This is a genomic window from Mesorhizobium sp. WSM3859, from assembly GCF_002295065.1.
GTDB lineage: Bacteria > Pseudomonadota > Alphaproteobacteria > Rhizobiales > Rhizobiaceae > Mesorhizobium.
The window spans coordinates 26,186-46,252 of the sequence record NZ_NSGG01000024.1 but is presented as its reverse complement, the minus strand read 5'-3'; the positions used below and the strand labels follow the sequence as shown (position 1 = coordinate 46,252).

Sequence of the window (20,067 nt, the reverse complement as noted above, 5' to 3'; positions counted from 1 at the left end):
CCCCCTCAACCGTTCAACTCATCCACTGCCCGCCATCGACATTGTAGGTCTGGGCGACAACGTATTCGGCCTCGTCGCTGGCGAGGAAAACCGCCATGCCAGCGAGGTCCTCCGGCTTGCCCATGCGACCATAGGGAACGCCCTCGCCGACCAGCCGCTTCTTCTCGCCCTTCGGCCGGTTCTCATATTTGGCGAACAGCGCATCGACCTGGTCCCACATGTCGCTGTCGACGACGCCGGGCGCGATGCCGTTGACATTGATGCGGTGCTTGATGAGGTTGAGCCCCGCCGATTGGGTGAGCGAGATGACGGCGGCCTTGGTGGCGCAATAGACCGCGACCAGCGGCTCGCCACGGCGGCCGGCCTGGCTCGCCATGTTGATGATCCTGCCGCCCTTGCCACGCGCGATCATCGAGCGGGCGGCGGCCTGCAGCATGAACAACGTGCCGGCGACATTGACCGCGAACAGTTTTTCGTAGCTCGCCCTGGTTATCTCGACGATCGGCGCCAGGTCGAAGATCGCGGCATTGTTGATCAGCACGTCGAGACCGCCGGTCTTCTCCTCGACCGCCTTCACCGCCGCGTCGATCGAGGACTGATCAGTGACGTCGAGCCACAACGCGTAGGCGGCGGAGCCGATCGCTTTCGCCGTCGCTTGCGCCGCGTCGAGGTCGATATCGGCAATCGCCACCGTCGCGCCTTCGCGCGCATAGGCTTCGGCGAAGGCCCTGCCGATACCGCGCGCCGATCCGGTGATCAGCGCCGATTTGCCTTTCAACCTCACTGTCCCGTCCTCACGCGGCCAGCGCCTTGCCGTCGGCGCCAAAGCGGTGAAGCTTGGTCTTGTCGGGGGTCAGGTAGACGGTATCGCCATGCCTCACCGCGACCTCGCCATCGGCGCGGACATTGAGGGTGCCGATGCCGTCCGTCTGGACGTGCAGGAAGGTGTCGGAGCCGAGATGCTCGGCAACGCCGACCGTCGCCTTCCAGTCGCCGGCCGAGGTCGAGATGTTCAAATGCTCGGGCCGGATGCCGATGGTCTTGGCGCCGTATTTCTCCGCTGGCGCGCCTTCGATCATGTTCATCTTGGGCGAGCCGATGAAGCCGGCGACGAAGAGGTTCTTCGGCGTCTTGTAGAGCTCCATCGGCGAGCCGACCTGCTCGATGTTGCCGGCGTTGAGTACGACGATCTTGTCGGCCATGGTCATGGCTTCGACCTGGTCGTGGGTGACGTAGATCATCGTCGTCTTCAGCTGATGGTGCAGCTCGCTGATCTCCAGCCGCATGGTGCCGCGAAGTGCCGCGTCGAGGTTGGACAGCGGCTCGTCGAACAGGAAGGCCGAGGGCTGGCGCACGATGGCGCGGCCGATCGCGACGCGCTGGCGCTGGCCGCCGGACAGCTGGCCCGGACGCCGCTCGAGATAGTTGGTGAGGTTCAGCACCCTGGCCGCGTCCTTCACCTTCTTGTCGATGGTCGCCTGGTCTTCGCCGGCCATCTTCAGCGGGAAGGCGATGTTCTTGGCGACCGTCATATGCGGATAGAGCGCGTAGGACTGGAACACCATGGCGAGCTTGCGCTTGGCCGGCGCCTCGCGGGTGACGTCTCGGCCATCGATCGAGATGTTGCCGCCGCTGGTGTCCTCCAGCCCGGCGATCAGCCTGAGCAGCGTGGACTTGCCGCAGCCCGAGGGGCCGACGAACACCACGAACTCGCCGTCCTCGATGTTGAGGTCGATGTTCGGAATGATCGTCGTCGACCCGAAGGACTTGGAGACGTTCTTGAGCGTGATGTTTCCCATGGTTTCCTCCCGGGGATGGTCTTTGTCGTCCGCCGCTTGGGCGTTCCTACTTCACGGCGCCAAAGGTCAGGCCGCGCACCAGCTGCTTCTGGCTGAACCAGCCCATGATCAGGATCGGCGCGATCGCCAATGTCGAGGCCGCCGAGAGCTTGGCCCAGAACAGGCCTTGCGGACTGGAGAAGGAGCTGATGAAGGCCGTCAGCGGCGCGGCGTTGGTGGTGGTGAGCCGGATGGTCCAGAACGCCTCGTTCCAGGCGAGGATGATGTTCAAGAGCATGGTCGAGGCAATGCCGGGAACGGCCATCGGCGTCAGCACGTAGATGATCTCGTTCCACAGCGAGGCGCCGTCCATCCGGGCCGCTTCCAGGATCTCGCCCGGGATCTCGCGGAAATAGGTGTAGAGCATCCAGACCACGATCGGCAGGTTGATCAGCATCAGCATGACGGTGAGGCCGATACGGCTGTCGAGCAGGCCGCTATCGCGGAAGATCAGGTAGATCGGGAACAGCACCGCGACCGCCGGCATCATCTTGGTGGACAGCATCCACATCAGGATGTCCTTGGTGCGCTTGGTCGGCGAGAACGCCATCGACCACGCCGCCGGGATGGCGACGATGAGCGCGAGGATGGTCGAGCCGACCGAGAGCAGCACCGAATTGAAGAAGAACTTGAAGTAGCCGCTCTGCTGCTGGACCTCCGAATAGCTCTCGAAGGTCCCGGACGGGATCAGGTTGAAGCCCTGAATCGCCTCCTGCTCCGACTTGAACGATGTGATGATCGTGTAGAGGATCGGAAAGAAGATCAGCAGGGCGACGACCCAGGCCGCGGCCGTGGCGATGGTCTTGTGCTGGGTGGTTACTGCGCGGGCCATGTCAGGTCCTCCCTCACTTGTCCAGGTTCTTGCCGACGGCGCGCATGGCGAAGAAGGCAACGATGTTGGCGAGAATGACGGCGATCACGCCACCGGCGGATGCCTGGCCGATTTTGAACTCCAAGAGCGCCTTCTGGTAGACGAGGAAGGGCAGGTTGGTGGAGGCGTAGCCGGGGCCGCCATTGGTGGTGACCAGGATCTCGGCATAGACCGAGAGCAGGAAGATCGTCTGGATCAGGATGACGACGGTGATGGCGCGCGACATATGCGGCAGCGTCAGGTAGATGAAGCGGCTGAGGAAGCCGGCGCCATCCATTTCGGCCGCTTCCTTCTGCTCGCCGTCGAGCGACTGCAGAGAGGTCAGCAGGATCAGCGTGGCGAAAGGCAGCCACTGCCAGGCGACGATCAGGATGACTGCGGTCAGCGGATGCTGCCCGAACCAGTCGATCGGATCGGCGCCGAAGAAGCGCGCTATATCGGCGAAGACGCCATATTGCGGGTGCATGATCATGTTCTTCCAGACCAGCGCCGCGACCGGCGGCATGACGAAGAACGGCGAGATGACCAGGATGCGCACGATGCCCTGGCCCCAGATCGGCTGATCGAGCAGCATCGCCAGAAGGATGCCGCCAACCACGGTGATGACCAGCACGCTGACGACGATGGTGAGCGTGTTGAGGATGGCGGCGAAGAACGCCGGATTGGAGTAAAAGAGCTTGTAGTTGGCGAACCAGACGAAGCCGTCGCGGATCGGGTTCAGCGGATTGTACTGCAGGAGCGAAAAGTAGATCGTGAAGACGAGCGGCACGATCATCCAGATGAACAGCAGGACCACCGATGGCGCCATCATGAAACGGGCAAGCGAACGGGTTTGCTGAGTAGCCATGACGGTCACCCTCCCAAGGTCAGCCGGATTTTCAGAGTTGTGCCCAGAATCTTCCCGATCTTGAAGGGTGGCCGCCCGAACTGGGTTTCGGGCGGCCCCTTGCCGGCCATGATGGGCGACCGGCGTTCGGCACCGGGAGGAGCCTTACTTGATGTAGCCGCCTTCGGTCATTGCCGCGGTGGCTGCGTCCTGGGCCTGCTTGAGGGCATCGTCGACGCTCGACTGGCCGGCAAGGGCGGCCGAGAAGAGCTGGCCGACGGTGGTGCCAAGACCCTGGAATTCAGGAATGGCGACGAACTGCACGCCGACATAAGGCACCGGCTTGACGGTCGGATGCGTCGGATCGGCGGCATTGATGGAGTCCAGCGTCATCTTCGCGAAAGGCGCCGCCTTCTGGTACTCCGCATTGGCGTAGAGCGAAGAACGCGTTCCAGGAGGAACGTTGGCCCAGCCTTCCTTCGAGGCGACCAGCTCGGCATAGTGCTTGCTGGTTGCCCAGGAGACGAACTTCTCGGCGGCATCGGCCTTCTGGGTGCCGGCGGGGACCGCCAGCGACCACGCCCATAGCCAGTTGCCGCGCTTGCCGAGGCCATTGTCGGGCGCCAGCGCATAGCCGACCTTGTCGGCGACCTGCGAGGCCTTCGGATCGGAGACGAAGGACGCGGCGACGGTGGCGTCGATCCACATGCCGCACTTGCCCTGCTGGAACAGCGCCAGGTTCTCGTTGAAGCCGTTTGACGAAGCGCCTTCCGGACCGTCGGCCTTCATCAGGTCGACATAGAATTGCAATGTGTTTTTCCATTCCGGCTGATCGAATTGCGGCTTCCAGTTCTCGTCGAACCAGCGGGCGCCGAAGGAGTTCGACATGGCGGTGAGGAAGGCCATGTTCTCACCCCAGCCGGCCTTGCCGCGCAGGCAGACGCCGTTCACGCCATTGGCGCGGTCGGTCATCTTGTCGGCTGCCTGCTTGATGAAGTCCCAGGTCGGCGCATCGGGCATCTTCAGGCCCGCCTTCTCCATCAGGTCCTTGCGGTACATGACGAAGGAGCTTTCGCCGTAGAAAGGCGCGGCATAGAGCTTGCCGTCGACCGAAAGGCCGCCGGCGATGGCCGGGATGATGTCCTTGACGTCATAGTCGTCGCCGAGCTTGTCGAGCGGGAGCAGCCAGCTCTGCTTGGCCCAGATCGGAACCTCGTAGGTGCCGATGGTCATGACGTCGTACTGGCCGCCCTTGGTGGCGATGTCGGTGGTGACGCGCTCGCGCAGCACGTTCTCTTCAAGCGTGACCCAGTTGAGCTGGATGTCGGGGTTGGCCTTGGTGAAGTCGTCCGTCAGCTTCTGCATGCGGACCATGTCGCCATTGTTGACGGTGGCGATGGTGATGGATTCGGCATGCGCGGCGAAAGCGAGAGCGCTGGCCGACAACAGGCCCAGGGTGAGCGTGCGAAGTTTCATCAAATTCCTCCCTTAAACCAAGATGAGCATTTGCCTTGGCTTTGAGCAATTACTCACTTGCCGTGATTTATGTCAAGGCGGAATCGATGCTGCAGCGCAGCAGAAATGACGCTACGTGACCCTGTCCGGCGACGTGGCCGGCACATTGGAGACGGGAGCTGAAGGCAGCCGGCTTACGGGCAGGCGATCTCGGCCAGGATCCAGTCGCGGAAGGCGCGGATCTTCGGCACGTTGCGGCGTGCCGTCGGATAGACCAGCCAATAGGCATGGCCGTCATCACCCACGAGATCGAAAGGCTGGATCAGGCGGCCGTCAGCGAGCTCGTTCTTGAACAGCGCCCTGGTCAGGATCGCCACGCCATGCCCGGCCATCGCCGCGTTAGCCTCATAGGCCTGCGCGCCCATGCTGAAGCCCGGCCGCTTGGCGAGATCGTGCCCGGTCACGCCGGCGGCCTCGAACCATTGCGACCACCAGATGTCGCCGGGGTCGAGGATCGGAAGGCGCAAAAGGTCGGCCGGTTCCTTGACCCCGCCGATGCTCGCCGCAAGCTTCGGGCTCAGCATCGGCGTGAAGTCGGCGTCGAGCAGTTTGTGCGCCTCCAGGCCCGGCCATTTGCCCCCGCCGGAACGGATGGCGAGATCGACGTCCTCGCGCGCGAAATCGGTGAGGCGGGCCGACGTGTCGAGCCGCACGGCAAGTGCGGGATGCGCGAGCTGGAACGAGCCCAGATGCTGCGCCAGCCAGTTCGAGGCGAAGGTCAGCACGGTGGTGACACAAAGCAGCCCGTCGACGCCGCCGCGCGCCGCGGCATAGGCCTGCCCTAGGATGGAAAAAGCCTCGCTGACGGCGGGCGCAAGGCGCTGGCCGGGCTCGGTCAGCTCAATCTGCTTAGGCCTGCGCAGGAACAGCGGCGCGCCGATGCGCTCCTCCAGCACCTTGATCTGGTAACTCGCGGCCGCCTGGGTCATGCCCAGTTCCTGCGCCGCCTTGGTGAAGGACAGGTGCCTTGCCACCGCTTCGAATACCCGGACCGCCTGCAGCGGCGGCAGCGGCGCAAGCTGCGGGGGGTTCAGATCGGGCATAAGGCCTCCTTATGGGTCATGATCGAGGTTTAATTGGAAGCACGAACCAGCCACCCCGATATTTGGGGTCGACGATCAATCCAGTTCAAGCATAGCGAAGGCTGACGATCATGGTCACGGTTCAGGAAAAGCTCGTTTCCACCCCCGCACGCGGCTGGTTTTTCACGCTGATGCGGGATTTTGCAAGGTTTTCGGGCCGCAGGCGCCGTTATATCGATGTCCGGGAGCTATCCGAGCATCTGCAGCGCGACATGGGTTTTCTCGACGGCAACGATCCGCGCGGCCCCTCGCAATAGCCGACTTCTTTTATGGGCATCAGCCGGCAAGCAGGGCTTCGGCTGTCCACTCGTCGGTGATGAGGCCATTGACCAGCCGGCGGTTGACGGCGGCGAGGATGCCCGGCAGCTTGCGGTCGCCCATGGCCAAGGCGATGACCAGCGACTTTTCCCGCGACGGCAACGCGGCGGAAGACACACGGTCGTTGGTTATGCCCTCGATCATGCGGCCTTCGCGGTCGAAGACCCAGCCGACGATCTCGGCGATGCCGCCGGCTTTCTGAAGCGCCTTCAACTCGCTTTCGGAGATGAAGCCGTCTTCATAGAGCGGGGCCTTTGGCCCGAGATCGCCGATGCCGACGAAGGTGACATCGGCTTCCGCGGCCAGCGCCAGCGTCGGCTGGATCATCGGCTGGTTAAGCAGCATTTCGCGTTCCTCCGGCGAGGAGGCGATGACCGGCAGCGGCATCGGGAAGGAGCGCGCCTTGACGCGATCGGCCATGGTGAAGATGACGTTGTAGAAAGCGGCCGAGCCGTCCGGCGAGATGTTGCCGGTCAAGGACACGACCTTATGCTGCGGGCAGTCCATCGGCGGCAGTTGCTCGATCGCCGCCTTCAGTGTGCGTCCGGTGCCGATCGCCATGACAATGGGCGCTTCCGAGCGCAGCCGGCGCTCGATCTCGGCCGCCGCCGCCTCGGCGATGCCGATTGTCGTCGAGTTCGATGTCGGATCGCTCGGCACCACCTCGACAAGGTCGAGCGCGAAACGCGATTTTAGTCGGGCGGCAAGGTCGAGGCAGTTGGCGATCGGGTGGTCGACGCGCACCTTGATCAGACCCTCCGACATGGCCAGCGACACCAGCCGCTGCGCCGTCTGCCTGGAAATGCCCAACTTGGCGGCGATCTGGTCTTGCGTGTTGCCGGCAACATAATAAAGCCAACCGGCGCGCGCGGCATCGTCCAATCTGGTGCTGCCGGTTTCCTGTCGCAAACTCACGTCCTGCCTCCCAAACCCGCGCAACGCTGAAATGGGCGCCATAGCTTACAGCGAATATGCCAGCGCGCAATTGTCTATCGAAAGAGCAATTGCTTGGACGTCTCGCGGGCTGACGAAGGATCAATTCGTCGCGCTTGCGCCCATTTGCCGGCGGGATGGTTTATCTCCACTGGGAAACCGATTAAGGGGATCGGCGAAGGGAGCCGCGCATGACGCCGAAAGCCGTTTTCTGGGATATGGACGGGACGCTGGTCGACAGCGAGCCGTTGCATGAGGCAGCGCTTGTGGCGGCGCTGCGCAGCGTCGGCATCGCCCCGCCGCACGACCTGCACGAGCGCGTGCTGGGCATCGCGGCATGGCCGGTCTACGAGATGCTGCGGGACGAGTTCGGCCTCGACCTGCCCTTCGACGACTGGATCCTGCGCAAATACGATCACTACCTGCCGCTGGCCGAAACGCTGAGGCCGCGCCCCGGCGCGATCGAGGTGTTCAATGAATTGCGCGCGCTCGGCGTGGAGCAGGCGGTGGTCTCCAACTCCGACCGGCTGATCGTCGATGCCAATTTGCGCGCTGTCGGCCTCACCTATCCGGGCATGATGACGGTAAGCCGCAACGACGTGATCGACGGCAAGCCGCTTCCCGAACCCTTCCTGCGCGCCGCTTATCTCGCCGGCGTCGACCCGGCGGATGCTTTCGCCGTCGACGACAGCCTCACGGGCGCCATGGCCGGACTGGCGGCCGGCATGAAGACGATCTTCTGGCCGGAAGCGCCGATGGAGGGCCCGGCCGGAGCGATTGTGATCAACAGCGCCGAGGAATTGCGGGCGCAGTTGGGGCTCTGAGAAAATCGCCAAAGCAGGCGCCGCCCCTCATCCGCCTGCCGGCACCTTCTCCCCGTAAAACGGCAGGGCAATCGAATATGGGTTTATTGGCGAAAGCCAACGCAACGCCGTCATCCTCGGGCTTGTCCCGAGGATCCGCCGTCGCAGGCGGATAGAGCGCGACCAGTTCGGGGAGGCCGGTAGATCCTCGGGACAAGCCCGAGGGTGACGTCATCGAGGCCTGCACGTTATCCGAACTCCGAGAGCCATATGCGATTGCCCTGCCGTTCACGGGGAGCAGGGAAAGGCCGCTCAATTCCGATAGACCGGCTCTTCCTCGTCGAGGATCGCTTTCAGCTCCGCCAGATGGCGCTCGGCCTGGCCGGGATAATCGTCCATCTCGCGCGCGGTCTTCTCGGCGATCTCGTCGGAGAGCGTGCGCAGCGGGCGGCCGGTCCAGAGCGCCTTGATATAGGTCTCGGCGGCGCGCTCGAAGTAGAACATGCGGTTGAAGGTGTCGGCGACCGTGTCGCCGATGACCATCACGCCGTGATTGCCCATGACCATCACCTTGACCTTGGGGTCGATGAGAAGCTGCGAACAGCGCTCGCCCTCCTCCTCGAAGGCCAGCCCGCCGTAATTGGCGTCGACGACATGGCGGTTGAAGAACATGGCCGAGTTCTGGTCGACCGGCGGCAGCGTCGAGTCGGCCAGCGAGGCAAGCACCGTGGCGTGGATCGAATGGACATGCATGGCGCAGCGCGCATGCGCGACGTTGCGGTGGATGGCGCCATGCAGGCCCCAGGCGGTCGGGTCCGGCGCGTTGGGGCCGGAGAGCGTGGCAGGATCGTTGGCGTCGATCAGGAGCAGGTCGCTCGCCTTGATGCGTGAGAAATGCACTTGGTTCGGGTTCATCAGGAACTTTGTGCCGTCCTCATTGACGGACAGCGAGAAGTGGTTGGCCACCGCCTCATGCATGTTGAGCCGCGCGGTCCAGCGGAAGGCGGCGGCGAGGTCGACCCGCTCCTCGTAATAGGGCAGGTTGCTCAGCGGCTCCTTATGCAGGCGGGCAAGGCTCATCGAAAATCCTCCGCTTGGGTTTGTTTTCCGAGAATGCCGCGCGTGGCAGCTGCCAGCAACCGATAATCGGTGGCTCAGCGGATCAAGCCGCCGGACGCGCCGACTGCAGCCCGCCCTGCTCGACGATGAAGTCGATCACCTCCTGCAACCCCTTGCCGCGCGACAGATCGGTGAAGCTGAAGGGCCGTTTGCCGCGCATGCGGCCGGCATCGCTCTCCATCACCTCAAGGTTGACGTTCACATAGGGCGCCAGATCGCTCTTGTTGATGATCAGGAAATCGGAGCGGGTGATGGCTGGGCCGCCCTTGCGCGGGATTTCCTCGCCCTGGCAGACCGAGATGACATAAAGCGTCAGATCGGCGAGGTCAGGCGAGAAGGTGGCGGCGAGATTGTCGCCGCCGGATTCGATGAAGATGATGTCGAGGTCGGGGAATTTCTTGTTCAGCTCGGCAATGGCGCGCAGATTGATCGAGGCGTCCTCGCGGATGGCCGTATGCGGACAGCCGCCGGTCTCGACGCCGACGATGCGCTCTTCGGGCAATGCTTGTAGCCGCGCGAGCATCATCGCGTCCTCCTTGGTGTAGATGTCGTTGGTGACGACGGCGATTGAAAAATCGTCGCGCAACGCCTTGCAGAGCTTTTCGGTGAGCGTGGTCTTGCCGGAGCCGACGGGGCCGCCAATACCGATGCGAAGAGGACCGTTTTTCGACGTCATGCCGGGAACTCCGTGATGGCGAGAATTGCGAAGCCCAGCCCGATCAACAGGCAGAGCGGCGAATAGAGGCTTTGGTCGAGCCGCGCGAAAGGCTGCTCGGGCGCCAGCCTGCGCCACCAAGGCGTGAAGCCGGCTATGCCGCGACCAAGGAAGACGAGGCCGATCATCAATGCGGTGGCCGCCAGACCTTCTCGTGGAAAGGGCGTCGCGAAGACGCCAGCCAGCGCCAGCGGCCAGAGCGTCGCCAGTACCAGGCAAGCGGCGACGGCAAAACTCGCGAAGGACGACGGCATCTCATCGATGCCTCGGAAGCCGACGACGGCACGGGCGCAGGACGGCTGGTCCGTACCCGGCCAGATGCCGCCTATGCCCCAATAGACATGCAGCGTGGTGATCAGGAGCAGGACGAAGGAGAGGATGATGGCAAGCACGGTCATGAGCGGAACAGCCTGGAATATTGCGTTTCGTGCTGCATCGCCGCTATGTCGGACATGAAGGCCGCGCCGCCCAGATCGTCCAGGCTGGAAGCGGCGGCGCGCGAGGCAGTCGTCAGCGCCAAAGATTCGAAGCCGGCTAACAATGCGACAGCGTCGGCCTGGCCAATGACGCCGAGCCTGATCGCCGCCTGCACAAGATTGGAGAAGAAAGCCTGCAAGAAGGCGGACAGGGCCGGCGAAAGGTCGACACCGCCGCTGCCGGCAACGGCGCCGACCGCAACGCAATAGGGGCAGTCGGCCGGCAAACGCTCCAAAGCCGGAGACGACCAGGCGGACGCCGCCTGGAGGAAGGCCGCGCCTTGGAGCATTGTCTCCATATGGCGTTCCTGTGAGCTGGCAAGCGCCTCGGCCAGCGCGGCGACTTCGTTGAGATCGCCATCATCGCGCGCGCGGCGCCAGCTTTCGGCGAAGAGCACGGCGTCGTTCCAGCCCGAGCCAATCTCGACCAGAGTCTCAAGCCAGCTGGCGAGATCTTTGCGATCGGCGATCAATCCGTCATGCACGGCGCGCTCGAGCCCGTGACTGTAAGAGAAACCACCGACCGGAAAGGCCGGCGACAGCCAGGCCATCAGCCGCAAAAGTGCGACGGTGGAAAGCTGCTCAGTCATGATGATGGTGGTGGTGGTGATGGTCGTGATCGTGATGATCATGGTGGTCATGATCGTGATGATCATGCGAATGGCCGTGGTCGTGGCCATGCCCGGAATAGGCGCCGCGCACCGGACTGAACGGCTGCGAAACCTCTTTCACCGTGGCGCCGAGCCCTTCGAGCATCGCCTTGATGACATGGTCGCGCAGGATGAGGATGCGGTCGGCCTCGATCGCCGCCGCGAGGTGGCGGTTGCCGATGTGCCAGGCAAGCTCGGTGAGATGAACCGCGTCGCGGGCGCGGATGTCGTAGACCTCCTCGGGCGCCGCGACGATCTCGAGCTGGCGGCCGTCTTCCAGCACCAGCCGGTCGCCATTGGCGAGCGCCACCGGCTCGGGCAGGTCGACCAGCACCTTGTCGCCGCCGGCGGTCTCGACGGCGCGGCGGCGCAGATGGCGCTCGTCATGCGGCAGCACGGCCTTGTCGTAGGGCGCGGTCAAACCCGGATCGCCGGCGGCAAGCACCGAGACGGCGCGCGGAAACTTGGTGAAATCGGTATTGATGTTGAGCTTCATTTCATGGCTCCGCCATTAGCTTGGGCGCGGGCACGAGCGGGTCGCGACAGCACGCGGTCGAAATAGGCGCCGACCCGTTCTGAGTCGATCGGGAATCTGCCGGCGCGAGCCCAGCCGCCCATATCGCCCAGCAACACGTCAACGGCGGAGAACCGATCGCCCAAAGCATAGGGCTTGTCGCCAAGCCGGCGATCCAGCGCTTTTATTTCGGATGCGAAATCATAGGCCGCGGCCGGGCCGACATCGACCCGAACGTCCTTGGGCAGCAGGAAGCGGTGGCGCAGCTTGTTCCAGAGCGGCGCTTCGAGCTCGCTCTGGGCGAAGTGCATCCATGAGTCCATCTCGGCGCGCCCAGCAACACCCGGATTGGCGCCCATGCCTTTGTCGGCATGCTTGTCGGCCAGATAGACGCAGATCGCCGCGGAATCCGTGACTTTAAGGTCGCCGTCGATCAGGATCGGCACCTTGCCGGACGGGTTGAGCGCATAGGCTTCCGGTGAGCGCAGCTTGACCTCGACGAACTCGTAGGGCTGCCCGAGCTCCTCGAGCATCCAGAGCACCCGGCTGACGCGGGAGCCGCGCGATCCGACAGCCTTGTACATGGTTGAACTCTTGCCTTTTCCGAGAACTCTACCGCATCGCGAACGCTCAGACGATGGTGTCGAACAGCCGCAGGATGAACGATATCTGGTAAATCAGCGCGGCCGTGACGAAAGCGATGTGGAAGCGTTTGTCGCGCACCAGGATCGCGACGATGCACAGCGCCACGAAGACGGGCGTGCGGATCAGATATTCGTTGCCGAAGCGGGCGAAATGCGCCGGACCCTTGAGCAGCGTGTCGATCACGTCGAGCAGATAGGTCGCCGCCAGCAGCCCGAAGAACCAGGCGCGGCGCGAGTAGAAATAATCTTCGTAGCTGGTGTAATCGAGCATCGAATCCGGAAACAGCAGTGCGCAGAGCAGGAACAGCGTAATGGCGTAAAAGATGATGAAAAGGTACTTGCCGAAGGTCCAGTTCTCGATGGCGTAAAGGCCGAACTCCCACCACCAGAAATGCACCAGCATCAGCAGCACCGAGGCGACCCAGGCGAGATGCACGGCGTAGAGCCGATACTGGCCGGGATGCTGGACGATGCGCGCGGTTCCCGAAAGCAGACGCGTGACGCCGAGGCCGATCACCATGCCCATGACGATGCGGATATGCGGGAAGATGTCGTGCTGGGAGGCGATTTCGGTGGACATGCCTGTTCACAATGCTGCTGCTTGCCGCATATTGCGATCTGCGCACGCGCGCTGCAACGATATTTGGCCGTTCACCGATAAGCGCTGTCAGAACAGGAAATACCGCTGCGCCATCGGCAGCACGGTCGCCGGCTCGCAGGTCAAGAGATCGCCGTCGGCGCGCACCTCGTAGGTTTCGGGATCGACCTCGACATGCGGCGTGGCGTCGTTGAGCACCATGGAATGCTTGCCGATGCCGGCACGCGTGTTCTCGACCGCGACCATCGCCTTGTCGACTCCCAGCCTTTGCTGCAGGCCAGAGTCAAGCGCCGCCTTCGAGACGAAAGTCACCGAGGAGTTGGTCAGCGCCTTGCCATAGGCGCCGAACATCGGCCGATAATGCATCGGTTGCGGCGTCGGGATCGAGGCGTTCGGGTCGCCCATGGGCGCGGCCGCGATCGAGCCGCCTACCAGCACCATTTCGGGTTTCACGCCGAAGAAGGCCGGGTTCCACAGCACGAGATCGGCGCGTTTGCCGACCGTGATCGAGCCGATCTCCTTCGACAAGCCATGCGCGATGGCCGGATTGATGGTGTATTTGGCGATATAGCGGCGGACGCGGAAATTGTCGTTGTCACCGGTTTCGTCGGGCAGCGCGCCGCGCTGGCGCTTCATCTTGTCGGCGGTCTGCCAGCAGCGGATCGCCACCTCGCCGACGCGGCCCATGGCCTGGCTGTCGGAGGAGATGATCGAGAAGGCGCCGATGTCGTGCAGGATGTCCTCCGCCGCGATCGTCTCCTTGCGGATGCGGCTCTCGGCGAAGGCGATGTCCTCGGGGATCGACGGCGACAGATGGTGGCAGACCATCAGCATGTCGAGATGCTCGGCCAAGGTGTTGACCGTGTAAGGCCGGGTCGGATTGGTCGAGGACGGGATGACGTTGGGCAGGCCGCAGACCTTGATGATATCGGGCGCGTGGCCGCCGCCGGCGCCCTCGGTGTGGAAGGCATGGATGGTGCGGCCCTTGATTGCCGCCACCGTGTTCTCGACGAAGCCCGATTCGTTCAGCGTGTCGGTGTGGATCATCACCTGCACGTCATAGTCGTCGGCGACCGACAGGCAGCAATCGATCGCCGCTGGCGTGGTGCCCCAGTCCTCATGCAGCTTCAGCGAGCAGGCGCCGGCCAGCACCATTTCTTCCAGCGCCGCCGGCCTTGACGCATTGCCCTTGCCCGACAGGCCGATATTCATCGGGAAGGCGTCGAAAGACTGGATCATGCGCGCCATGTGCCAGGGGCCGGGCGTGCAGGTGGTGGCCAAGGTCCCATGCGCCGGACCGGTGCCGCCGCCCAGCATCGTGGTGATGCCGCTCATCAGCGCTTCCTCGATCTGCTGCGGGCAGATGAAATGGATATGCGCATCGAAGCCGCCGGCCGTCAGGATCTTGCCTTCGCCGGCGATGATCTCGGTGCCGGGACCGATGATGATGGTGACGCCATCCTGCATGTCCGGATTGCCGGCCTTGCCGATCGCGGCGATGCGGCCGTCCTTCAGGCCGATATCGGCCTTGACGATGCCGGTAAGCGCATCGACGACCAGCGCATTGGTGATGACGGTATCGACCGCGCCGCCCAAACGCGTGACCTGGCTCTGGCCCATGCCATCGCGGATGACCTTGCCGCCACCGAATTTTACTTCCTCGCCGTAAACAGTGAGGTCCTTCTCGACCTCGACGAACAGCTCGGTGTCGGCAAGCCGCACCTTGTCGCCGACAGTCGGTCCATACATCTGCGCATAGGAGGCGCGGCTTATCCTGGCCATCAGCGATTGCTCCCAAAATTCCAATTGTTTGTGTAGAGGGCACACATTGTCGCCACCCAATGGTCACGCAATGACCCGTTCGGCGACACTTTGCGCGCCCATTTGGCGGTTGAGGTACGCGAGTCAGCCCAAAACGACCGTTTGCCCAACCGATGGAAGGAACATCCATGCGCAAAACGATAGTCATCGCCGCAGCCACCACCCTGATGATGGCGGGCGCCGCGAGCGCCCAGCAACAGCCCAGTCCGACCCCGACCGCGCCTGATCAGGCGGCGCCGAAGGGCCAACCGGCCGTGCCGACGATCCAGAGCGTCAACGTCGTCGACATTACCGAACTGCCCAAGGACACGCAGACGCAGGTCAACCAGATCGTGGCGCAGCGCGGCGATGCCGGCCTGCAGAGCTTGCGCAAGTCGATCGACGCCACGCCCAAGGTGAAATCCGCGCTCGAAGCCAAGGGCATGAGCTCGGCGCAGGTGATCGCCGCCAGCATGCAGCCCAACGGCGCGCTGACGCTGATCACCAAGAAGGCGAGCTGATTGCGCGCCAGGGCGGGCCGCCTCGCGGTCCGCCGCCCATATTTTGAAAAGAATGCGGGCCGCCTTGCGGTCCGCCATCCGGCTTTTGCTGGGAACCACCGGCCAGACCGGACAGTTTCGCTGTTTTCGCCCCGTCACGAGTTCAGTCAGGAGCGAATAATGGCGAATACTCGGCCTTTTGCAAAATGCAGTTCCGTGGTTGTCACCGCGCTCTTCATGGTCGCGCCCCAGGCGGCGTCCGCGGCGCAGCCGCTGAACAACGGCAGGCCTGCCGCGGCGATTGTCGATTCCGATGTCCGCCAGGAAGAGGCGCTCGCCCGGACGGAGGCCGGAAAGGTCATCTCGGCCATCAATCGCACCCGCGACAACATCGGCACGGTGCGCAAGACCACCAAGCTCGACACGGTCGACATCGTGTTCCTGACCGATGCGGCGCGCAGCGAAGGCGGGCCGCCGCCGGCCATCGAGAACAAGATGAAGCAGCATCAGGAGGACGTCGCCGAGCTGCGCCAGGAGATCGAGGCGAACGCCTTGCTCTTCAACGCGATCGATTCGCGGCGCGTGCAGGCCGAGGACGTGCTCGCCGTGCAGTTCGACAATCCGGGGAAGGTCGTCATCTACGCGGCAGCCAAGCCGCCGAGGTGATGTGGGCGCACCGCCGGATCTCACAGCTTGCCCATCACCTTCTGCTGAAAACCATAGACCTCGCGCTTGCCGCCCAGCGGCACCAGCGTGACGTCGCGTTCCTGCCCCGGCTCGAAGCGCATGGCGGTGCCGGCGGCAATGTCGAGGCGCATGCCGCGCGCGCTCTCGCGGTCGAATTTCAAGCCCTCATTGGTCTCGAAGAAATGATAGTGGCTGCCGACCTGGATCGGACGGTCACCGCTGTTGGCGACCTTGAGCGTGACGGTCGGCCGGCCCTTGTTGAGCTCGATGTCGCCTTTGGCCGCAATAACTTCACCGGGGATCATCGCGCCCTCACACCATGCCAAAGGCCAGGCCAATGCCAATCGCCGCGCAAGCGGCACCGGCGGCGCGCGCCAGGCCACGGAAGCGCGACCCAAGCCCGAGGCCGGCCGCCATGCCGATACCGTGGAGGAGTGCCGTGGCCATCGCGAAACCGGCCATATAGTCCAGGCCCCCGACATTTTCCGGCACCTCGGTGCCATGGGCGTGGCCGTGGAACAACGCGAACAGGCCGATGATGGCCACCCCGGCCGAGACCGGCAGGTCGATCGCCAGCGCCACCAGCAGGCCGAGCGCCACGACCGACGCGAGGATGCCTGGCTCGACGAAAGGCACCGGCACATGCAGCATGCCGAGCGCGCCGCCGGCGAGCATCACGCCGAGGAAGGCAAGCGGCCAGGCCCAGAGCGCCTTGCCACCCTTCAGCGCCGCCCACAGGCCGACGGCGATCATCACCGTCATGTGGTCGAGGCCGCACAGCGGGTGCGCGAAGCCGGCAGCGAAGGACAAGGTGGAGCCTGCTCCGACATGGGCGTAAGCCGGCATCGCCGCAGCCAGCAGGAGGATGACGGCGAGCGTGCTGCGTTTCGTCGAGGCGGAGATCATCTTTGTGCCCTTTCCAATTGTCCTGTTCAAGCGGCCTTGCGCGGACCGCAGCCTTCGGCCTTGAGCACGCGCCTGGTCGATGGCGGATATTTCGTCAGCTTCCCCGCCGGCCGGATCGGCCGCGGCGCGAAATTGCCGCCGCAATTCGGGCAGACGCCGCCCAGCACATTATCGACGCAGTCGGCGCAGAAGGTGCATTCGAAGGTGCAGATCAGCGCATCGGCCGCCTCCGGCGGCAGATCCTTGTCGCAGCATTCACAATTGGGCCTGAGTTCCAGCATCGGTCTTCCTCCTCACCGGATGGGTTCGTGCACGGTCACCAGCTTCGTGCCGTCGGGAAACGTCGCTTCGACCTGGACGTCGTGGATCATCTCGGCGATGCCGTCCATCACCTGGGCCCGGGTGACGACATGGGCGCCCGCCTCCATCAGTTCCGCGACCGGGCGGCCGTCGCGCGCGCCTTCGACGACGAAGTCGGTGATCAGGGCGATGGCTTCGGGATGGTTGAGCTTGACGCCGCGCTCCAGGCGCTTGCGCGCCACCATCGCCGCCATGGCGATGAGCAGCTTGTCTTTTTCACGCGGCGTAAGATTCATGCAATGTCCCGGTATTTCAGATCAGAGTGACCACAATTTAGGCAGGCCGGCCCGTCCATTGAGCAGTTCGACAAGCGGAACCAGCCGCTTGCGGAGCTGGTAGCCGTCGCCGGCGCTAAGCCTCGCAAGAAGCTTGCCAGATCGGCCGACGTTCCAGAAACTGGCGCCGCCCCAGCCCCCGATGCCGGGATCGCCGATGATGGCGCGGACCTTGTCCAGCAGGTCTTCGGCTTGCCGCGAGACAAGCAGCACCGTGGCGACGGCCAGCGCGCCGCTGGTCGCTGCCGGCTGCTGGAGCGTTGCGGCGATATCCGGACCGATCCGGAAATCCTCCGCATGGATCAGCGTGCCGCCCTGGCGGACCCGCCAGCGGTCGTGGAAGCTGCCTTGAACCGTCCGCTCGCCCATCGCCAGCCGGCCGAAGAGCGTGGCTTCGAGCACTAGCGCCTCGGCATCCTCAGCGAGATCGACATCCAGCGTGCGGGCGAAGGCGGCACGATCGAAAACGATGGTTTCCTGCGGCAGCCAGGCTATGCGGCCGCCCGGACCAACCCGCAGGCCGACGGTTGTCTCGGCCCTGTCGGCGGCGGCGCGATAGACCTTTTCGCAGGCCTGGGTGGTGATGGAGGCGGAGGCCTCGGCGCCGACTTCGATCGTCCAGCCGAGGCGGTCGCCCCCGGTCATTCCGCCGGCTGTGTTGATCAGCACCGCCTCGAGCGGATCGCCTTGCACCGCCGGCAGGCGGATCTTGGCCGATCCGTCCTGATAGAGCCGCTGCAGGCGCGTCCGGCCATCGCTCTTGCCGCAGAAAAGCCTGGCTCGCCCTGCAACACGTTGCGCGGCAGGCAGAGGAGGAGCGGCCAAAGGCGAGGCGGGGTTGGATGCCAAGGTGTTCTCGATCGTGTCCACGATTCCAGGTTAAGCACTCCGCCGGCTTTGTCGATATATCGCTTGTTGCTTGACAACGTTTTGGTTTCTATAGAGGGAAGCCACCCTGGAGCGGTCGCGCGGTGTCTGGCGAGGTAAGGGCAACGGCGTTGTTGGATCCGGGGATCAAAAGGGGCGCTGATCAGTTGGCGTCGGGAAACGACAGGGAAGGAACCGAATGGCTGACCAACTGACGACCGAGATCATCGAAAAGATCAAAGCGCATGCCGATACCGGCGGCGAGGAGATCACCGCCGCCACCGATCTCAGCACGCTCGGCATCCATTCGCTGGAGCTGACCGAGATCATCTTCGATCTCGAGGAGAAGTACGGCATCGAGATCGAGATGAACACGGTCGACGCCTGGAGCAACCTCAAGAACGTCGGCGACATGGTCGAGGCGGTTCGCGAACTGATCGCGAAAAAAGCCTGACTGCATGCAAAAACGCGTCGTCATCACCGGCATCGGCGGGATTTGCGGGCTCGGCAACGATGCGGCGGCGATATGGGACGCCATGCGCGCCGGCCGCTCGGCCATCGGCCCGATCGACAACCCGTCGCTGCATGACCTCAAGGTCAAGACCGGCTGCGAAATCAAGCAGTTGCCGGACCATGGCATCGACCGCAAGCAGGTCGTGTCGATGGACCGCTTCAGCCTGCTGGCGGTGATCGCCGCGCGCGAGGCCATGCGGCAATCCGGATTGACGGCGCATGCCGACAACACCTACCGGATGGGCGCGATCGTCGGCATCGGCGTCGCCGGCTTCGAGACCATCGAGGAGAATTACCGCGCGATCCTGATCGAGGGGCGCAACCGCGCCGCCATCTTCACCGTGCCGAAAGTGATGCCGGGCGCGGCCGCCGGCCAGGTCAGCATGGCGCTCGGGCTGCGAGGCCCTGTCTTCGGCGCCACCTCGGCCTGCTCGTCCGCCAACCATGCGATCTCCTCGGCCGTCGACCAGATCAGGCTCGGCCGCGCCGACGTGATGGTCGCCGGCGGCACCGAAGCGCCGCTGGTGTGGGGCGTGCTCAAGGGCTGGGAGGCGCTGAGGGTGCTTTCACCCGACACCTGCCGGCCGTTCTCGGCCGACCGCGCCGGCCTTGTGCTTGGCGAAGGCGCCGGCATGGCGGTGCTCGAAAGCTACGATCACGCGATGGCGCGCGGCGCCACGATTTTGGCGGAGATCGCCGGCGTCGGGCTTTCCGCCGATGCCTCCGACATCGTCGCGCCGACCGTCGAGGGACCGGAAGCGGCGATGCGTTTCTGCCTGGCGGATGCCGGGCTCAACCCGGAAGACGTCGACTACCTCAACGCGCATGGCACCGGCACCAAGGCCAACGACCAGATCGAGACCGCCGCGATCAAGCGCGTCTTCGGAAACCACGCCCCTTCGCTTTCAGTGTCGTCGACCAAGTCGATGCATGCGCATTGCCTAGGCGCTTCCGGCGGGCTGGAGATGATCGCCTGCGTGATGGCGATCCGCGACGGCATCGTGCCGCCGACCGCCAACTACCGCGAGCCGGACCCGGAATGCGACCTCGACGTGACGCCGAACACGGCGCGCGAGCGCAAGGTGCGCGCCGCGCTCAGCAACAGCTTCGCCTTCGGCGGAACCAACGCGGTGCTGGCCTTCAAGGCCGTCTGAGCGCAGCCTGCCGGTTGGCGCATGGCAAGCCGCTTGCCGGTGTATTGATCCTGGCCGGTTGCGGACCTAATTCATGCTCACCCCGCAGTATTCTTTGCCACCC

26 protein-coding genes are annotated in these 20,067 nt (G+C 64.2%); 6 read left to right on the top strand and 20 right to left on the bottom strand.

Features of this window, described 5'->3' with window-relative positions:
• Positions 1 to 13 precede the first annotated feature (13 nt).
• The 6 genes from CK230_RS31025 to gcvA all read right to left on the bottom strand — a co-directional run bounded on the left by CK230_RS31025 (position 14) and on the right by gcvA (position 6,093).
• Positions 14 to 784: an L-iditol 2-dehydrogenase gene (locus tag CK230_RS31025; protein ID WP_095820608.1), complete on the bottom strand. Its 771-nt coding sequence runs from the start codon at positions 782 to 784 to the stop codon at positions 14 to 16.
• A 10-nt stretch (positions 785 to 794) separates the two neighbouring features.
• The gene (locus CK230_RS31020; protein WP_095820582.1) at positions 795 to 1,799 is read right to left on the bottom strand and encodes an ABC transporter ATP-binding protein; all 1,005 of its coding nucleotides are present in this window, start codon (positions 1,797 to 1,799) and stop codon (positions 795 to 797) included.
• Positions 1,800 to 1,845: 46 nt separating this feature from the next.
• Positions 1,846 to 2,670 (bottom strand): carbohydrate ABC transporter permease, encoded by an 825-nt coding sequence (locus CK230_RS31015; RefSeq protein WP_042637460.1) that lies wholly within the window; start codon positions 2,668 to 2,670, stop codon positions 1,846 to 1,848.
• Between the two features lie 13 nt (positions 2,671 to 2,683).
• Positions 2,684 to 3,556 (bottom strand): sugar ABC transporter permease, encoded by an 873-nt coding sequence (locus CK230_RS31010; RefSeq protein WP_095820581.1) that lies wholly within the window; start codon positions 3,554 to 3,556, stop codon positions 2,684 to 2,686.
• A 144-nt stretch (positions 3,557 to 3,700) separates the two neighbouring features.
• Entirely contained in the window at positions 3,701 to 5,011 is a 1,311-nt protein-coding gene (locus CK230_RS31005; RefSeq protein ID WP_095820580.1) for a sugar ABC transporter substrate-binding protein, read from the bottom strand.
• A gap of 173 nt (positions 5,012 to 5,184) precedes the next feature.
• Positions 5,185 to 6,093, bottom strand: coding sequence for a transcriptional regulator GcvA (gene gcvA, locus CK230_RS31000; protein ID WP_095820579.1), 909 nt, complete (start codon positions 6,091 to 6,093; stop codon positions 5,185 to 5,187).
• A 110-nt stretch (positions 6,094 to 6,203) separates the two neighbouring features.
• Between gcvA and CK230_RS30995 the strand changes: the two genes are divergently transcribed.
• Positions 6,204 to 6,389 (top strand): hypothetical protein, encoded by a 186-nt coding sequence (locus CK230_RS30995; RefSeq protein WP_095820578.1) that lies wholly within the window; start codon positions 6,204 to 6,206, stop codon positions 6,387 to 6,389.
• Between the two features lie 19 nt (positions 6,390 to 6,408).
• On the opposite strand, the gene CK230_RS30990 is transcribed toward CK230_RS30995, so the two are convergent.
• A complete protein-coding gene (locus CK230_RS30990; protein WP_095820577.1) occupies positions 6,409 to 7,365 on the bottom strand; it encodes a sugar-binding transcriptional regulator in 957 nt (318 codons plus the stop codon).
• Positions 7,366 to 7,574: 209 nt separating this feature from the next.
• Between CK230_RS30990 and CK230_RS30985 the strand changes: the two genes are divergently transcribed.
• On the top strand, positions 7,575 to 8,207 hold the full coding sequence (locus CK230_RS30985; protein ID WP_095820576.1) for an HAD family phosphatase: 633 nt from the start codon (positions 7,575 to 7,577) through the stop codon (positions 8,205 to 8,207).
• 291 nt (positions 8,208 to 8,498) lie between these two features.
• On the opposite strand, the gene CK230_RS30980 is transcribed toward CK230_RS30985, so the two are convergent.
• The 8 genes from CK230_RS30980 to ureC all read right to left on the bottom strand — a co-directional run bounded on the left by CK230_RS30980 (position 8,499) and on the right by ureC (position 14,687).
• Positions 8,499 to 9,266 (bottom strand): class II aldolase and adducin N-terminal domain-containing protein, encoded by a 768-nt coding sequence (locus CK230_RS30980; RefSeq protein ID WP_095820575.1) that lies wholly within the window; start codon positions 9,264 to 9,266, stop codon positions 8,499 to 8,501.
• An 82-nt stretch (positions 9,267 to 9,348) separates the two neighbouring features.
• The gene (gene ureG, locus CK230_RS30975; RefSeq protein WP_095820574.1) at positions 9,349 to 9,981 is read right to left on the bottom strand and encodes an urease accessory protein UreG; all 633 of its coding nucleotides are present in this window, start codon (positions 9,979 to 9,981) and stop codon (positions 9,349 to 9,351) included.
• Positions 9,978 to 10,418 (bottom strand): DUF3995 domain-containing protein, encoded by a 441-nt coding sequence (locus CK230_RS30970; protein ID WP_095820573.1) that lies wholly within the window; start codon positions 10,416 to 10,418, stop codon positions 9,978 to 9,980. The genes ureG and CK230_RS30970 overlap by 4 nt, the downstream gene beginning before the upstream one ends.
• Positions 10,415 to 11,137, bottom strand: coding sequence for an urease accessory protein UreF (locus CK230_RS30965; RefSeq protein ID WP_176480289.1), 723 nt, complete (start codon positions 11,135 to 11,137; stop codon positions 10,415 to 10,417). The genes CK230_RS30970 and CK230_RS30965 overlap by 4 nt, the downstream gene beginning before the upstream one ends.
• Positions 11,079 to 11,642 carry an urease accessory protein UreE gene (ureE, locus tag CK230_RS30960; protein WP_095820572.1) on the bottom strand — a complete coding sequence of 188 codons (564 nt, stop codon included), beginning with the start codon at positions 11,640 to 11,642 and terminating at the stop codon, positions 11,079 to 11,081. The genes CK230_RS30965 and ureE overlap by 59 nt, the downstream gene beginning before the upstream one ends.
• Positions 11,639 to 12,244, bottom strand: coding sequence for a glutathione S-transferase family protein (locus CK230_RS30955; protein WP_095820571.1), 606 nt, complete (start codon positions 12,242 to 12,244; stop codon positions 11,639 to 11,641). Before CK230_RS30955 ends, ureE begins: the two co-directional genes overlap by 4 nt.
• A gap of 46 nt (positions 12,245 to 12,290) precedes the next feature.
• The gene (locus CK230_RS30950; protein ID WP_095820570.1) at positions 12,291 to 12,884 is read right to left on the bottom strand and encodes a hypothetical protein; all 594 of its coding nucleotides are present in this window, start codon (positions 12,882 to 12,884) and stop codon (positions 12,291 to 12,293) included.
• A gap of 87 nt (positions 12,885 to 12,971) precedes the next feature.
• A complete protein-coding gene (gene ureC, locus CK230_RS30945) occupies positions 12,972 to 14,687 on the bottom strand; it encodes an urease subunit alpha (protein WP_176480288.1) in 1,716 nt (571 codons plus the stop codon).
• Between the two features lie 164 nt (positions 14,688 to 14,851).
• On the opposite strand from ureC, the gene CK230_RS30940 reads away from it, so the two are divergent.
• A complete protein-coding gene (locus CK230_RS30940; protein ID WP_095820569.1) occupies positions 14,852 to 15,223 on the top strand; it encodes a hypothetical protein in 372 nt (123 codons plus the stop codon).
• 159 nt (positions 15,224 to 15,382) lie between these two features.
• Positions 15,383 to 15,868: a hypothetical protein gene (locus tag CK230_RS30935; RefSeq protein WP_095820568.1), complete on the top strand. Its 486-nt coding sequence runs from the start codon at positions 15,383 to 15,385 to the stop codon at positions 15,866 to 15,868.
• 20 nt (positions 15,869 to 15,888) lie between these two features.
• On the opposite strand, the gene CK230_RS30930 is transcribed toward CK230_RS30935, so the two are convergent.
• The 5 genes from CK230_RS30930 to CK230_RS30910 are packed head-to-tail and all read right to left on the bottom strand — an operon-like array spanning position 15,889 to position 18,240.
• Entirely contained in the window at positions 15,889 to 16,194 is a 306-nt protein-coding gene (locus CK230_RS30930; RefSeq protein WP_095820567.1) for an urease subunit beta, read from the bottom strand.
• Between the two features lie 7 nt (positions 16,195 to 16,201).
• Positions 16,202 to 16,795: a HupE/UreJ family protein gene (locus CK230_RS30925; RefSeq protein ID WP_095820566.1), complete on the bottom strand. Its 594-nt coding sequence runs from the start codon at positions 16,793 to 16,795 to the stop codon at positions 16,202 to 16,204.
• Between the two features lie 26 nt (positions 16,796 to 16,821).
• Entirely contained in the window at positions 16,822 to 17,076 is a 255-nt protein-coding gene (locus CK230_RS30920; protein WP_095820565.1) for a DUF1272 domain-containing protein, read from the bottom strand.
• Between the two features lie 12 nt (positions 17,077 to 17,088).
• Positions 17,089 to 17,391: an urease subunit gamma gene (locus tag CK230_RS30915; protein WP_041003069.1), complete on the bottom strand. Its 303-nt coding sequence runs from the start codon at positions 17,389 to 17,391 to the stop codon at positions 17,089 to 17,091.
• A gap of 21 nt (positions 17,392 to 17,412) precedes the next feature.
• The gene (locus CK230_RS30910) at positions 17,413 to 18,240 is read right to left on the bottom strand and encodes an urease accessory protein UreD (protein ID WP_245430128.1); all 828 of its coding nucleotides are present in this window, start codon (positions 18,238 to 18,240) and stop codon (positions 17,413 to 17,415) included.
• Between the two features lie 256 nt (positions 18,241 to 18,496).
• On the opposite strand from CK230_RS30910, the gene CK230_RS30905 reads away from it, so the two are divergent.
• Positions 18,497 to 18,751 carry an acyl carrier protein gene (locus tag CK230_RS30905; RefSeq protein WP_095820564.1) on the top strand — a complete coding sequence of 85 codons (255 nt, stop codon included), beginning with the start codon at positions 18,497 to 18,499 and terminating at the stop codon, positions 18,749 to 18,751.
• Positions 18,752 to 18,755: 4 nt separating this feature from the next.
• Positions 18,756 to 19,964, top strand: coding sequence for a beta-ketoacyl-[acyl-carrier-protein] synthase family protein (locus tag CK230_RS30900; protein ID WP_095820563.1), 1,209 nt, complete (start codon positions 18,756 to 18,758; stop codon positions 19,962 to 19,964).
• Positions 19,965 to 20,067: the final 103 nt, after the last annotated feature.

Excerpts from the sequence above, each read along its gene's own strand:
- ureE (WP_095820572.1), bottom strand. The coding sequence starts at position 11,642 with ATGAAGCTCAACATCAATACCGATTTCACCAAGTTTCCGCGCGCCGTC.
- CK230_RS30950 (WP_095820570.1), bottom strand. The coding sequence starts at position 12,884 with ATGTCCACCGAAATCGCCTCCCAGCACGACATCTTCCCGCATATCCGC.
- CK230_RS30995 (WP_095820578.1), top strand. The coding sequence starts at position 6,204 with ATGGTCACGGTTCAGGAAAAGCTCGTTTCCACCCCCGCACGCGGCTGG.
- CK230_RS30965 (WP_176480289.1), bottom strand. The coding sequence starts at position 11,137 with ATGACCACCATGATCATCACGATCACGACCATCACCACCACCACCATC.
- CK230_RS30980 (WP_095820575.1), bottom strand. The coding sequence starts at position 9,266 with ATGAGCCTTGCCCGCCTGCATAAGGAGCCGCTGAGCAACCTGCCCTAT.
- CK230_RS31015 (WP_042637460.1), bottom strand. The coding sequence starts at position 2,670 with ATGGCCCGCGCAGTAACCACCCAGCACAAGACCATCGCCACGGCCGCG.
- CK230_RS30925 (WP_095820566.1), bottom strand. The coding sequence starts at position 16,795 with ATGATCTCCGCCTCGACGAAACGCAGCACGCTCGCCGTCATCCTCCTG.
- CK230_RS30905 (WP_095820564.1), top strand. The coding sequence starts at position 18,497 with ATGGCTGACCAACTGACGACCGAGATCATCGAAAAGATCAAAGCGCAT.
- CK230_RS30935 (WP_095820568.1), top strand. The coding sequence starts at position 15,383 with ATGGCGAATACTCGGCCTTTTGCAAAATGCAGTTCCGTGGTTGTCACC.
- CK230_RS30930 (WP_095820567.1), bottom strand. The coding sequence starts at position 16,194 with ATGATCCCCGGTGAAGTTATTGCGGCCAAAGGCGACATCGAGCTCAAC.
- CK230_RS30920 (WP_095820565.1), bottom strand. The coding sequence starts at position 17,076 with ATGCTGGAACTCAGGCCCAATTGTGAATGCTGCGACAAGGATCTGCCG.
- CK230_RS30955 (WP_095820571.1), bottom strand. The coding sequence starts at position 12,244 with ATGTACAAGGCTGTCGGATCGCGCGGCTCCCGCGTCAGCCGGGTGCTC.
- ureG (WP_095820574.1), bottom strand. The coding sequence starts at position 9,981 with ATGACGTCGAAAAACGGTCCTCTTCGCATCGGTATTGGCGGCCCCGTC.
- CK230_RS30985 (WP_095820576.1), top strand. The coding sequence starts at position 7,575 with ATGACGCCGAAAGCCGTTTTCTGGGATATGGACGGGACGCTGGTCGAC.
- CK230_RS31020 (WP_095820582.1), bottom strand. The coding sequence starts at position 1,799 with ATGGGAAACATCACGCTCAAGAACGTCTCCAAGTCCTTCGGGTCGACG.
- gcvA (WP_095820579.1), bottom strand. The coding sequence starts at position 6,093 with ATGCCCGATCTGAACCCCCCGCAGCTTGCGCCGCTGCCGCCGCTGCAG.
- CK230_RS31010 (WP_095820581.1), bottom strand. The coding sequence starts at position 3,556 with ATGGCTACTCAGCAAACCCGTTCGCTTGCCCGTTTCATGATGGCGCCA.
- CK230_RS30970 (WP_095820573.1), bottom strand. The coding sequence starts at position 10,418 with ATGACCGTGCTTGCCATCATCCTCTCCTTCGTCCTGCTCCTGATCACC.
- CK230_RS30915 (WP_041003069.1), bottom strand. The coding sequence starts at position 17,391 with ATGAATCTTACGCCGCGTGAAAAAGACAAGCTGCTCATCGCCATGGCG.
- CK230_RS30940 (WP_095820569.1), top strand. The coding sequence starts at position 14,852 with ATGCGCAAAACGATAGTCATCGCCGCAGCCACCACCCTGATGATGGCG.
- CK230_RS30900 (WP_095820563.1), top strand. The coding sequence starts at position 18,756 with ATGCAAAAACGCGTCGTCATCACCGGCATCGGCGGGATTTGCGGGCTC.
- CK230_RS31005 (WP_095820580.1), bottom strand. The coding sequence starts at position 5,011 with ATGAAACTTCGCACGCTCACCCTGGGCCTGTTGTCGGCCAGCGCTCTC.